The organism is Sphaerimonospora mesophila (genome assembly GCF_001417795.1).
GTDB lineage: Bacteria > Actinomycetota > Actinomycetes > Streptosporangiales > Streptosporangiaceae > Sphaerimonospora > Sphaerimonospora mesophila.
Genome location: NZ_BCBX01000042.1, coordinates 38,374 through 51,031 on the forward strand (window position 1 = coordinate 38,374; position 12,658 = coordinate 51,031).

The 12,658-nt window shown below is 70.6% G+C and carries 11 protein-coding genes; 2 read left to right on the top strand and 9 right to left on the bottom strand.

Features of this window, described 5'->3' with window-relative positions:
• Positions 1 to 64 precede the first annotated feature (64 nt).
• Both AP234_RS23760 and AP234_RS23765 read left to right on the top strand, forming a co-directional pair.
• Positions 65 to 895 carry a peptidylprolyl isomerase gene (locus AP234_RS23760; RefSeq protein ID WP_083502377.1) on the top strand — a complete coding sequence of 277 codons (831 nt, stop codon included), beginning with the start codon at positions 65 to 67 and terminating at the stop codon, positions 893 to 895.
• Positions 896 to 957: 62 nt separating this feature from the next.
• Positions 958 to 2,187: a DUF349 domain-containing protein gene (locus tag AP234_RS23765; protein WP_055482051.1), complete on the top strand. Its 1,230-nt coding sequence runs from the start codon at positions 958 to 960 to the stop codon at positions 2,185 to 2,187.
• A 276-nt stretch (positions 2,188 to 2,463) separates the two neighbouring features.
• On the opposite strand, the gene AP234_RS23770 is transcribed toward AP234_RS23765, so the two are convergent.
• The 9 genes from AP234_RS23770 to AP234_RS23810 form a co-directional block, all read right to left on the bottom strand.
• Positions 2,464 to 4,884 carry a RelA/SpoT family protein gene (locus tag AP234_RS23770; RefSeq protein ID WP_431999046.1) on the bottom strand — a complete coding sequence of 807 codons (2,421 nt, stop codon included), beginning with the start codon at positions 4,882 to 4,884 and terminating at the stop codon, positions 2,464 to 2,466.
• A gap of 55 nt (positions 4,885 to 4,939) precedes the next feature.
• Positions 4,940 to 5,446 carry an adenine phosphoribosyltransferase gene (locus tag AP234_RS23775; protein WP_055481940.1) on the bottom strand — a complete coding sequence of 169 codons (507 nt, stop codon included), beginning with the start codon at positions 5,444 to 5,446 and terminating at the stop codon, positions 4,940 to 4,942.
• 80 nt (positions 5,447 to 5,526) lie between these two features.
• The gene (gene secF / locus AP234_RS23780; protein WP_055481941.1) at positions 5,527 to 6,588 is read right to left on the bottom strand and encodes a protein translocase subunit SecF; all 1,062 of its coding nucleotides are present in this window, start codon (positions 6,586 to 6,588) and stop codon (positions 5,527 to 5,529) included.
• Positions 6,588 to 8,420, bottom strand: a complete 1,833-nt coding sequence (gene secD, locus AP234_RS23785) for a protein translocase subunit SecD (RefSeq protein WP_431999048.1) — start codon at positions 8,418 to 8,420, stop codon at positions 6,588 to 6,590. Before secD ends, secF begins: the two co-directional genes overlap by 1 nt.
• 43 nt (positions 8,421 to 8,463) lie before the next feature.
• On the bottom strand, positions 8,464 to 8,820 hold the full coding sequence (yajC, locus tag AP234_RS23790; RefSeq protein ID WP_200926677.1) for a preprotein translocase subunit YajC: 357 nt from the start codon (positions 8,818 to 8,820) through the stop codon (positions 8,464 to 8,466).
• A 292-nt stretch (positions 8,821 to 9,112) separates the two neighbouring features.
• Positions 9,113 to 10,162, bottom strand: a complete 1,050-nt coding sequence (ruvB, locus tag AP234_RS23795; RefSeq protein ID WP_055481944.1) for a Holliday junction branch migration DNA helicase RuvB — start codon at positions 10,160 to 10,162, stop codon at positions 9,113 to 9,115.
• 7 nt (positions 10,163 to 10,169) lie between these two features.
• The gene (gene ruvA, locus AP234_RS23800) at positions 10,170 to 10,796 is read right to left on the bottom strand and encodes a Holliday junction branch migration protein RuvA (protein ID WP_055481945.1); all 627 of its coding nucleotides are present in this window, start codon (positions 10,794 to 10,796) and stop codon (positions 10,170 to 10,172) included.
• Entirely contained in the window at positions 10,793 to 11,401 is a 609-nt protein-coding gene (gene ruvC, locus AP234_RS23805) for a crossover junction endodeoxyribonuclease RuvC (RefSeq protein ID WP_083502389.1), read from the bottom strand. Before ruvC ends, ruvA begins: the two co-directional genes overlap by 4 nt.
• 93 nt (positions 11,402 to 11,494) lie before the next feature.
• Positions 11,495 to 12,658: a GNAT family N-acetyltransferase gene (locus tag AP234_RS23810; RefSeq protein ID WP_055481947.1), complete on the bottom strand. Its 1,164-nt coding sequence runs from the start codon at positions 12,656 to 12,658 to the stop codon at positions 11,495 to 11,497.

The window sequence follows — 12,658 nt, forward strand, 5'->3', positions numbered from 1 at the left end:
ACAACCATGGCGGCTCCGGCGAGGCGGCACCGAGCTCACGACAATGGGAAACAGGGAGGTCGAAGTGGCCACCGGCAAGGACCGGCGCAGGCAGCTCGCCAGGGAGCACTACGAGCGGCAGATGAAGGTACGGGCCGAACGGCAGCGCAGGGCCCGGCGCAACGCCGTCATCGGCACCAGCACCGCGGTCGTGGTCGTGGTGGGCGGCGTCGTGGCCGCCGCGACGCTGATCGACCACGAGGACCCCACGCCGAAGCAGAGCCCGGCGGCCGCGGTCGAGGAGCCCAAGCCGTACGACCCGGCGACCGGCCTGTGCGGCTACGTCGCCGCCGAGGGCAGCGGTCAGGTGAAGGACGTCGGCATGCCGCCGTCGAAGGTCAGCACCGCGCCGGCGACGATGCGGATCACGACCAATCTCGGCGCCATCGACGTCAAGCTGGAGACCGAGAAGGCGCCCTGCACGGTCAACTCCTTCCGGTATCTGGCGTCGAAGGACTACTTCGACGACACCAAGTGTCACCGGATGGGCACGGACTTCCCGATCCTGCAGTGCGGCGACCCGCTGGCCAAGGCCGACGGCAAGAACCCGACCGACGGCCAGGGCGGCCCCGGCTACCGGTTCGCCGACGAGAACCTGGCGGGCGCCAAGTACACGCGGGGGGTGCTCGCCATGGCCAACAGCGGCCCCAACACCAACGGCAGCCAGTTCTTCATCGTGTTCGGGGACACCACGCTGCCCCCGAGCTACACACCCTTCGGTACGGTGACCAAAGGACTCGAAATCGTGGACAAGGTGGCCAAGAAGGGCGTCCTCGCCGGCGGGCCCGGCGACGGTACGGGCGCCCCCAAGCAGACCGTCCAAATCAAAGACGTGACAATCACCGGCAAGAGCTGACGTAATTACTACACCAAGGGGATATCGGGCCCTGGAGGCTGATTCAAGTGCGGGAGGACACGGTGAGCACCGACCCGTGGGGCCGGGTAGACGATGACGGCACCGTCTACGTGCGTACGGCTGAGGGAGAACGGGCCGTCGGGTCCTGGCAGGCCGGTGAGCCGGAGGAGGCGTTGGCCTACTTCCACCGCAAGTTCGAGGAGCTGGCCGGACAGGTCCAGCTTCTCGAGCAGCGGGTGCGCGAGACCGACCTGGCACCGGCCCAGGCCGAGGCGAGCATCGCCAAACTGCGGGAGGCGGTGGCCGGGGCGAACGCCGTCGGGGACCTGGCATCCCTGGAGACGCGCCTGACGGCGCTGAGCGAGCTGGTCGGCCGGCGTCGCGAGGAGCTGCGGGCCGCGCGCGAGCAGGCCCGCGCCCAGGCGCGGGAGACCAAGGAGCGGATCGTCGCCGAGGCCGAGCGGATCGCCGAGGAGGCGACCCACTGGAAGTCCGGCGGGGAGCGGCTGCGTCAGCTCGTCGAGGAGTGGAAGGCGGCCGAGCGGATCGACCGTGCCACCGAGGCGGCGCTGTGGAAGCGCATGTCCGCGGCGCGTACGGCGTTCGCGAAGCGGCGCAAGGCCTACTTCTCCTCGCTGGACGAGCAGCGCGACGCGGTGCGCACGGCCAAGGAGCGGATCGTGGGCGAGGCCGAGGCGCTGGCGGCCTCGACCGACTGGACCGGCACGGCGGCGGCCTACCGCGAGCTGATGCGGCAGTGGAAGGCCGCCGGGCGGGCGTCTCGTGAGGTCGAGGACGAGCTGTGGGCCCGCTTCAAGGGCGCCCAGGACCAGTTCTTCCAGGCCCGGTCGGCGGTGTACGCCGAGCGGGACGCCTCGTTCGCGGCCAACGCCGAGGTCAAGGAGGGGCTGCTGGCCGAGGCCGAGCGCCTGCTGCCGGTCGCCGACGCCCGTTCCGCCAGGGCCGCGCTGCGCGGCATCCTGGAGCGCTGGGAGGCCGCCGGTCCGGTGCCGCGCGACATGCGCGACCGGCTGGAGGGCGGCCTGCGCAAGGTCGACGACGCCGTCCGCCGGGCCGAGGAGCAGGAGTGGAAGCGCACCAACCCCGAGGCCAGGGCTCGCGCCCAGGACACCGTCAACCAGCTGCGCAGGTCCATCGACCAGCTTGAGACGCGGCTCGCGAAGGCCCAGGCGGCCGGGCGGGACAAGGAGGCCAAGGAGACCGAGGAGTCCCTGGCCGCCCGCCGCTCCTGGCTGCTGGAGGCCGAGCGCACGCTCGCCGAGTTCTCCTAGCCCTGACCGCCCGCCCACCCACCCCCGTGATCTTGCGGTTTCTCGCACGGAGGGTGGCTGACCTGCGCGCTCCCAGTGCGTGATCTTGCAGAAACTCGCATCTAGGGTCGTTGACCAGCGAGAACGCCTGTCGTGATCTTGCAATTGCAAGATCACGACAGGCGTTCTCGCAGGTGAAGCCGCATCGGAGCAAGTTTCTGCAAGATCACGAATTGCATCAGGGCAGGTAACCGGCCATCCGTGCGAGAAACCGCAAGATCACGCCCTGGGGGGTGATCAGTTGGTGACGCGGTAGACGTCGTAGACGCCGTGTACGCCGCGTACGGCCTTGAGCACGTGGCCCAGATGCTTGGGGTCGCCCATCTCGAAGGTGAACTTGCTGATGGCCACCCGGTCCCGGCTGGTCGCCACCGACGCGGACAGGATGTTCACGTGGTGGTCGGACAGCGTCCGGGTGACGTCCGACAGCAGCCGGGGCCGGTCCAGCGCCTCCACCTGGATCGCGACGAGGAAGACCGAGTCGCCCCCCGGCGACCAGGACACCTCCACCAGACGGTCGGGCTGCGCGTGCAGCTGGGCGACGTTCGGACAGTTGGTCCGGTGCACCGAGACCCCGTGCCCGCGGGTGACGAAACCGATGATCTCGTCGCCGGGAACCGGGGTGCAGCACCGCGACAGCCGTACCCACACGTCCGGGTCGCCGGCCACGATGACGCCGGCGTTGGCATGGGCCCCGGCGCGCCCTGTGAGCCTCGTGGGGAGCGCGACCTCGGCGATGTCCTCCTCTGCCCCCTCGACGCCGCCCACGGCCTGTACGAGCTTCTCGACGACGGACTGGGCCCCCACGTGGCCCTCCCCCACCGCGGCGTACAGCGCCGACACATCGGGGTAGCGCAGATCCCGGGCCAGCGCCAGCAGCGCCTCTCCCGACATCAGCCGCTGGAGCGGCAGGCCCTGCTTGCGCATCGCCCGGCCGATGGCCTCCTTGCCCGCCTCGATCGCGGTCTCGCGGCGCTCCTTGGAGAACCACTGACGGATCTTGTTGCGGGCCCGGCCGCTCTTGACGAACTTCAGCCAGTCGCGGGACGGCCCGGCGTCCTGCGACTTCGACGTGAAAATTTCAACGGTGTCGCCGTTGCCGAGGCGGGATTCCAGCGGGACCAGCCGGCCGTTCACCCTGGCCCCGATGCAGCGGTGGCCCACCTCGGTGTGCACCGCGTACGCGAAGTCGACCGGGGTGGCGCCCTCCGGCAGCGAGATCACCTGGCCGCGCGGGGTGAAGACGAACACCTCCGAGACCGACAGGTCGAACCGCAGCGACTCCAGGAACTCCCCCGGGTCGGCGGTCTCCTTCTGCCAGTCGAGGAGCTGCCGCAGCCAGGCCATGTCGTTGACCTGCTTGACCTTGGCCGGACCCGAGGCCGCCATCTCCTCCTTGTACTTCCAGTGCGCGGCCACGCCGTACTCGGCCCGGTTGTGCATGGCGTGGGTGCGGATCTGCAGCTCGATCGGCTTGCCCTCGGGGCCCATGACCGTCGTGTGCAGCGACTGGTACATGTTGAACTTGGGCATGGCGATGTAGTCCTTGAACCGCCCCGGCACGGGCCGCCACTGCGCGTGGATCGTTCCGAGCACGGCATAGCAGTCCCGGACCGTGTCGACCAGGATGCGGATGCCCACCAGGTCGTAGATGTCGTCGAAGGCGAGCCCCTTCGCGATCATCTTCTGGTAGATCGAGTAGTAGTGCTTGGGCCGGCCACGCACGGTCGCCTTGATCTTGGCCTCGCGCAGGTCGTCGGACACCTTCTCGATGACGTCCTGCAGGAACAGGTCGCGCCGCGGCGCGCGCTCGGACACCATCCGGGCGATCTCGTCGTACCGCTTGGGGTAGAGCATGGCGAACGCGAGGTCCTCCAGCTCCCACTTGATGGTGTTCATGCCGAGCCGGTGGGCGAGCGGCGCGAAGATCTCCAGCGTCTCCCGGGACTTCTGCTGCCGCTTGTGCTCGGGCATGTAGCGCATCGTGCGCATGTTGTGCAGCCGGTCGGCGAGCTTGATGACCAGCACCCGGATGTCGCGCGACATCGCGACGACCATCTTGCGCACGGTCTCGGCCTGCGCCGCGTCGCCGAACTTCACCTTGTCGAGCTTGGTGACGCCGTCGACGAGCAGCGCGATGTTCTCGCCGAAATCGGCTCGTAACTCGTCGAGGCTGTAGGCGGTGTCCTCCACCGTGTCGTGCAGCAGCGCCGCGCACAGCGTCTCGTCGTCGGTGCCCAGCTCGGCGAGGATCGTCGCCACGGCGAGCGGATGCGTGATGTACGGGTCGCCGCTCTTGCGCTTCTGATCACGGTGGTGGTAGGCGGCGATGTCGTAGGCGCGTTCGATGAGGCGCAGGTCGGCCTTGGGATGGGTCGCGCGGACCGTCTTGAAGAGCGGCTCGAGCACCGGATTCACCGCCCCCCACTGCCCACCGAACCGGGCGAGCCTGCGTCGCGCGGCCGGCGCCGGTCTCTCCTCCCGGGCCGGGTCGCGCCCCGGGCTCTGCGTCCACGCCGTCTCCGGCTCGGCCGGGGGCTCCGCACCGGCGGCGGGCACGGCGGCGACAGGGTCTGGGGCAGCGGACTCGGCGGCGTCGCGCGGGACCGCGTCGCGCTCAGCCCTCGCGCCGTCGGGCACGACCACATCACGAGGCACACAGACTCCTCACGTCGAGTCCAGATTCCTCAGTGTATCCGTGCCGCCTCCGCGCTCAGACGCTGACCAGCGTACGGACGTCCAGCCCGGGCAGCCGGTCCCTGCCCGCGAGGAAGGACAGCTCCATCAGGAACGACACGGCGACGATCCGCGCCCCCGCCCGCGTGACCAGCTCCACCGTCGCGGCCGCCGTGCCACCGGTGGCCAGCACGTCGTCGACGATCAGGACCCGCTCGCCCGGGGTGAACGCGTCGGCGTGCACCTCGATCACGGCCGAGCCGTACTCGAGCTGGTAGGACGCCTCCAACGTGTCGGCGGGGAGCTTGCCCTTCTTGCGTACCGGGACGAAACCGGCGCCGCTGCGGTAGGCCACCGGCGCGGCGAGGATGAACCCCCGCGCCTCGATCCCCACCACCTTGTCGAAGGCCAGACCGTCCGCGAGCTCGTCCACGACCTTGGTGAACGCCGCGTGGTCGGCCAGCAACGGGGTGATGTCCTTGAAGAGGATGCCCGGCTTCGGATAGTCGGGAACATCTCTGATGAGCGCCGTCCAATCTGTCACGACGCCAACATTAGGGCACGTGCGCGTGCGCCCCGCGACCCGTCCGGGCCGCGGGGCGCACGAACGCTCCCCCGGGAGGGTCAGCGCTTCTTGCGCTTGGTGTCGGTGATCGTGACGTTCTGGGGCGCCGCGACGGCCGCCGTGGCCGTACGGTCGTCACGGACCGCCGCGGCCGCCGCCTTGGCCGCGGAGGCCTGCCTGGCGGCCACCCGCTTGGCCAGGGCCCGCCACTTGGGCTCGCGTTCCTTGAGCGTCACCAGGATCGGCGTGGCCACGCACAGGGACGAGTAGGTGCCGACGACCATGCCGACGAACAGCGCCAGCGACAGGTCCTTCAGCGTGCCGGCGCCGAGCAGCGTGGTGCCGACGAACAGGATGGCCGCCACCGGCAGGATCGCGGTCAGCGAGGTGTTCAGCGACCGGATCAGCGTGTGGCTCAGCGCGTCGTTCGCCGCCTGCGTGTAGGTCATCTTGGCGCTCGTGCCGAGCTTCGCGGTCACTTCCTTGATCATGTCGAAGACGACGACGGCGTCGTACAGCGAATAACCGAGGATCGTGAGGAAGCCGAGCATGGTCGCCGGGGTGACCTCGAAGCCCGTCCAGGCGTAGACGCCCGCGGTGATGACCAGGTCGTGGACGAGCGCCACGATGGCCGCCAGCGCCATCCGCCATTCGAAGGCCACGGACAGATAGAGCATGATCGCGATCATGAAGACCGCCAGGCCGATCCACGCCTTCTGGGACACCTCGCCGCCCCAGCTCGCGCCGATGACCTGCGTGCTCACCTGCTCCTGCGGCACGCCGAACCGCTGTGTGACGGCCTTCTGGACCGCGGACACCTCAGTGCCGTCGAGGCTCTGGGTGGTGATCCGCCAGTTGGGGCCCGCCTGCTGCACGATCGGGTCGTGCCCGACGATGTCCCGTACGCTCTCGCGCACCTGCTCCAGGCTGGACCCCGGCGTGCGGGCGAAGTCGATGACCGATCCGCCCTTGAACTCCACGCCGAGGGTGAGCCCGTGGATCACGATGCCGAGGATGGAGACGACCATCAGGACCGCCGACAGGCCGTACCAGAGCCTGCGCTTGCCGACGAAGTCGATGTCGATGTCGCCGCGGTAGAGGCGGCTGATCACTCCCGGCATCACGCCTCCTGCAGGGTCTGCTCGGCGGGGCTGGTGCGACCCATGCGCCCCTCGTCGAGTCCGGACAACCGATGGCCCTTGGCGAAGAACCGCAGGCGCGCCGCGAGTGTCATCAACGGCTTGGTGAACAGGAACACCACCACGATGTCGATCAGCGTGGTCAGGCCCATCGCGAACGCGAAGCCGGCCACACCGCCCACTGCGAGGAAGTACAGCACCACGGCGGCGATGAACATGACGGCGTCGGCCACCAGGATCGTCCGCCGGGCCCGCCGCCAGGCGACCTCCACGGCGGAACGCAGCGTGCGGTGGCCTTCCTTGATCTCGTCACGGACGCGCTCGAAGTAGACGATGAACGAGTCCGCGGTGATGCCGATCGACACCACCAGACCGATGATGTGGGGCAGCGAGAGCCGGAAGCCGGCGTTGTGGCTGAGGACCGCCACGGTCAGATAGGTGACGATCGTCGCGCAGCCGAGGCTGGCCATACCGATCAGGCCGAGGCCCCGGTAGTAGAGCAGCAGGTAGAACACGACCACGAGCAGGCCCAGCGCGCCCGAGATCAGGCCGCCGCGCAGCTGGTCCTGGCCCAGCGTCGAGGAGACGGACTCCACCGACCCCTGCTTGAACTTCAGCGGCAGCGCGCCGTACTTGAGCTGGTCGGCCAGCTCGGTGGCGCTGACCTGGTTGAAGCTGCCGGAGATGCGGGCGCTGCCGCCCGGGATGGCCTCCTCGATCGTCGGCGCGACGATGACGACGCCGTCGAGCACGTTCGCGAGCTGGTTGCGCGGCGCCGGGAGGCTGGTGATCCGCCGGGTGATGTCGGCGAAGAGTGTGGCGCCCTTGGATTTGAAGTTGACCTGGACGATCCACTCGCCGGTGGTCGGGTCGGTGCCGGCCGAGGCTCCGCTGATTTCGGTGCCCTGCACCGCGGCCTTGTCGAGGATGTATCGCGCCGTGCCGTCGTCGCTGCAGGCCACGATCTGCTTGCTCGGGTCGTCCTGCGCGCCCTGGCCGCGGTTCTTGGCGGTGCAGTCGATCTCACGGAACTCCGTCAGCAGGGCGGGATCGATGCCGCTGGTGTCCTGTCCGGCCAGAGGGTCGTCGTCGTTCGGTTGGGGGCTGGGCGTCGGTGAGGGCGACGTCCCGGCCCCCGCACCGTCCGCTGATCCGCCCTCCGATCCGCTGTCGGAACCGGCTCCGCTCCTCGCGCCGCTCTTCGCTCCCGTCTTGGCGCCGCTTCTGTGCCCGGTTCTGGTGGCGGGAGACGGGGTGGGCGCGGCCAGCAGCGCCGAGGACAGCGCGCGTCCCGCCGGCGTCGTGGTCGCGGCGGCGCCCGGACCGCCGCTCGGGGCCCCACTCGGTGTGCGTACGGCGCTCGGCATCGTGCTCGGGCTCTTGCCCGGGTCGGGCGTCGGCGCCTCTGTGGGCATCTGCTGTGGCTGCATCTTCGCCGGGGCCACCGCGAGCACCTGGCGCATCCGCAGTTCGGCGGTGGTCGAGACGAGCTTCAGCGCCTCGGACTGACCCACCCCCGGGATCTGGATCACGATGTTGTCGTTGGCCTTGGCGACCTCGGCGTCGGAGATGCCGGTGCCGTTCACCCTGGCGCGAATGATGTTCACGGCCCGATCGAGGGACTCCGGCGGGGGAGCCTTCCCGTCCAGGGTGACCGGCGTGAGCGTCACCGTGGTGCCGCCCGCTAGGTCGAGGCCGAACTTGGGGACGAACGCCTTCTGAAGCGCGACCGTCGCCCCCATGGCGAGAATGAGCGCCAGCAGCGCCAGGAGTGTTCGTCCCGGCTTGCTCTGGCTACTTGTCGGTGGGGCCACTGGTGGTCAGTTCTTTCCGTCAAAGGGTCTGAGATCAGCGTACTCAGGACTGGTTACTGCTCGTATTGTCATCCTTCCCCGTGTCGGTGATGTCGGCCGTCGAATCGGTGGCGCCGTCCTGTCGCGCCTCCTCGACCGGAGTGACGACCCGGCCGATCGCCGCCTTGACCCAGCGGGTCTCCACGCCCGGCGCCACTTCCAGGACGACATCCTCCTCCTCGAGCCGGACGACGGTGCCGAACAGACCGGTGGTGGTCATGACCTGGGCACCGGGCGCGAGCGAGTTCTGCATCCGGACCATCTCCTGCTGCCGCTTGCGCTGCGGGCGGATCAGCAGGAAGTAGAAGACCACTACCAGCAAGATCAGTGGCAAGAACGTCCCAAGCGAGCCGCTATCCACGGGGGCCACCCTTCCATTAGGTGATAGAGCCGGCATGACGCCGGAGGTTCTGAGCGCGTTACGCGCGGCCGGCGATACGCCGACGGCGTCGGCGTAAGCGGCCAGTCAAGCCACGCAGTGTATTCGAGCCGTTCAAAGCCCGGCAACGAACTCACGATCCGGCACACGGGAAAGTTCCGCTTTCGGGCGGTTTGCAATCGTTCTGTGATCCCAACCCGGTGTCGCTTCGCGAGTCTGGGCGTACGCCGTCCCTTTTTCGTTCCCCGGATGCGTGGTTTGGCACCCGTACGGCTCAGCCTTCGCCGAGCAGTCCCGGGATCGCTCCGGCGCCGAAGGCGTCAGGAGGCGGAGTCAGGCCGAGATGCGCCCAGGCGGACGCGGTGGCCACCCGGCCTCTCGGCGTGCGGGCCAGCAGGCCCTGCCGGACGAGGAACGGTTCGGCGACGACCTCCACGGTCTCGGGCTCCTCCCCCACCGCGACGGCCAGCGTGGACAGCCCCACCGGGCCGCCGCCGAACTTGCGCAGGAGCGCGTCGAGCACCGCGCGGTCGAGCCGGTCGAGGCCCTCCGCGTCCACCTCGTACAGGTTGAGCGCGGCCGCGGCGACATCCCGTGTGATCACGCCTTCCGCCCGCACCTCGGCGAAGTCGCGCACCCGCCGCAGCAGCCGGTTGGCGATCCGGGGCGTGCCGCGCGACCGGCGCGCGATCTCGTGCGCGCTTTCCGGGGGCAGCTCGACGGACAGCAGCCGGGCGGAGCGGTGCAGCACCCGTTCGAGCTCGGCCACCTCGTAGAAGTCCATGTGCGCGGTGAAGCCGAACCGGTCGCGCAGCGGCGCGGGCAGCAGACCGGCCCGGGTCGTCGCCCCGACCAGCGTGAACGGCGCGATGTCCAGCGGGATCGAGGTCGCCCCCGGGCCCTTGCCGACGACGATGTCGACCCGGAAGTCCTCCATCGCGAGATAGAGCATCTCCTCGGCCGGCCGGGCCATGCGGTGGATCTCGTCGACGAACAGCACCTCGCCCTCCGACAGCGTCGAGAGGATGGCGGCGAGGTCGCCGGCGCGTTCCAGCGCCGGTCCCGAGGTCATCCGCAGCGGCGCCCCGAGCTCGGCCGCGATGATCATGGCGAGGGTGGTCTTCCCGAGCCCGGGCCCCCCGCTCATCAGCACGTGGTCCGGCGGCCGGTCGCGGCGCAGCGCGCTCTCCAGCACCAGCGACAGCTGCTCGCGCACCCGGCCCTGCCCGATGAACTCGTCGAGGCGCTTGGGCCGCAGCGCCGCCTCGATCATCCGCTCGTCGCCCTCGGGCTCCGGCGACACGAGATCCCGCTCGATGCTCATCGGCGCCTCACCTGACGCTCAGGGCACGGAGGGCGGACTTGAGCAGCGCGGCGACGTCGGGTGCGCGCCCGGCGGCCGTGGCGGCCTCGGCCTCGGGCGCCACGACGGCCAGCGCCTCGTCTGCGTCCCTGGCCGGGTAGCCGAGCCCGACCAGCCCCGAGTGGACCTGCTCCCGCCAGGCGGCGGCGCCGGCCCCGACGCGGGCGCCGGCGGCGGCGGGCACCACCCCGTCGGGAGCGCCGAGTTTGCCCTTGAGTTCGAGCACGATGCGCTGCGCCCCCTTCTGCCCGATGCCCGGCACCATGGTCAGCGCCTTGAGGTCGGCGCTCGCCACCGCCACCCGTAGCGCGTCGGGGGTGTGCACCGCGAGCATGGCCAGGGCGAGCCGCGGCCCGACGCCGCTCGCGGTCTGCAGCAGCTCGAAGACCCTCCGCTCGTCGTCAGTGGCGAAGCCGTACAAGGTGAGCGAATCCTCGCGTACGACCAGCGTGGTGGACAGCCGGACCGGCTCGCCGGCGCGCAGACCGGCCAGCGTCCCCGGGGTGCAGTGCACGAGCACGCCGACACCGCCCACCTCGATCACCGCGTGGTCCGGCCCGATCGACGCCACCGGTCCCGCCACGGATGCGATCATCGCTGTGCTCCCCTCGATCTCCCGGCCCCAGGTCGCCCGGCTCCAAGTTGCCCGGCTCCAGATTGCCCGGTCCCAGGTTGCACAGTCCTACCAGAGCGCGCCTGGGCGAGCGCCTCGGTCAGGCGGTTCTGCACCCCGCCCCGCCAGACGTGACAGATCGCCAGCGCGAGCGCGTCGGCGGCGTCGGCCGGCCGGGGCATGGCGTCGAGCCGCAGCAGCCGGGTGACCATCGCGCCGACCTGCTTCTTGTCGGCGTTGCCGTTGCCGGTGATCGCCGCCTTGACCTCGCTCGGGGTGTGCAGGGCGACCGGCAGGCCCCGCCGGGCCGCGCAGACGATCGCCACCGCCGCCGCCTGCGCCGTCCCCATCACGGTCCGCACGTTGTGCTGGGCGAACACCCGCTCCACCGCCACGGCGTCGGGCCGGACCTCGTCGAGCCACCGCTCGATCCCGGCCTCGATCGCGACGAGGCGCGGCCCGATGTCGTCGTCGGGGGGAGTGCGCACCACGCCCACGGCCACGAGACTCAGCGGCGCGCCGGGGCGACCCTCGACGGCGCCGAGGCCGCATCTGGTGAGCCCGGGGTCCACACCGAGCACCCGCAGCGCAGACAACCGCACGCCCGCCGCCTCCTCGCATCACCGCCGAACACGTGTTCGGCGTCGAACTCTACCCCGATCACCGGCCCGGCGCGCGGATCAGAAGTAGTCGATCATGTACGGATCGCAGTTGAAGGCGGTGTCGAGCGCGGCGTCGGAATCGGGCGAACCGCCGCAGAGCCGGCCGGTGCGGCGGAGCGTGGCCGTCGGGACCCCGGCGAACAGCGCGGACAGGCCCCCGATCGTGAACCGCGGAGCGGCGTGCTGGGCCGCGCTACGCAGCCGGGCGGCCGACCCCGATCCTGCCTCGACCCGCAGCCGCCAGAGCCCGGAGTTGGCGGGGCGCTGCGGGTCCTCGACCTCGACGACGGCGTCGATCGAGGCGCCGGCCGGGTAGCCCCGCGCCGCGACGGCGGCCGGAAGGTCGATCACGCGGAACATCCAGCGGGTCTGGGCGACCTCGTCCTTCGACCGCTCCCGCAGCAGCCACAGGACCGGGTCGTACGGTTCGACGCACGCCCTGACCGACGTGACGATCGAGGACGCGGTACCGACGAGCGACCACAGGGCCCGCGCCGTGGCCTCGGATCCGGCCACGAGGTTGTCCACCTGGATGTCCCGCCCGCTCCAGTGGTAGGTCACGTAGCCGTCGTCGGCCAGGTAGCAGAAGTCGTCCTCCTCGGACAGCCAGCCCCGCCAGGTGCGCTCGTCGGCGACCAGCGGGCCGCTGGCCCGCGTGGCGGCGTAGACCCGATTCAGCACCGCGATGACCTCGGGCGCGTCGTCGGGGCCCATCCGGCGCAGCTTGACGTCGGCGCCGCCGCGCAGCGTGCGCAGCGCCTCGGCCGGCAGGGTGGCGATGTACTGCGCGCCGGCGTGCTCCCAGCCCAGGCTCCGGTAGATCGGCGTGGTGGCCGGGTACAGCGCCGAGACGGCGTGCCCCAGCTCGGCGGCGCGGTCGATGACCGCGTGCATGAGCCGGCCGCCCACGCCGCGGCCCCGGTCCTCCGGGGACACGGTCACGCTCGCGACGCCGCCCATCGAGACCGGCCGTCCGTGCCACCACTGGGTGTAGGGGTTGACCCGGGCGGTGCCCATGAGCCTCGCCCCGTCGAATGCGCCGAGGTAGCGCCCCTCCGGCAGCATCGGCGTGACCATCACACGCCAGGCTTCGGCATCGCTCGCCGAGAGGGGGCCGAATGCGCGGGTGCGGTTGTCGAGCACCGCGTCCAGGTGGTCGGGGGTCAGCTCACGAATCTCCAC

Coding starts and splice junctions, on each gene's coding strand:
- secF (WP_055481941.1), bottom strand. CDS start 6,588: ATGCCGGGAGTGATCAGCCGCCTCTACCGCGGCGACATCGACATCGAC.
- ruvB (WP_055481944.1), bottom strand. CDS start 10,162: ATGAGCATCGAGCGGGATCTCGTGTCGCCGGAGCCCGAGGGCGACGAG.
- ruvA (WP_055481945.1), bottom strand. CDS start 10,796: ATGATCGCATCCGTGGCGGGACCGGTGGCGTCGATCGGGCCGGACCAC.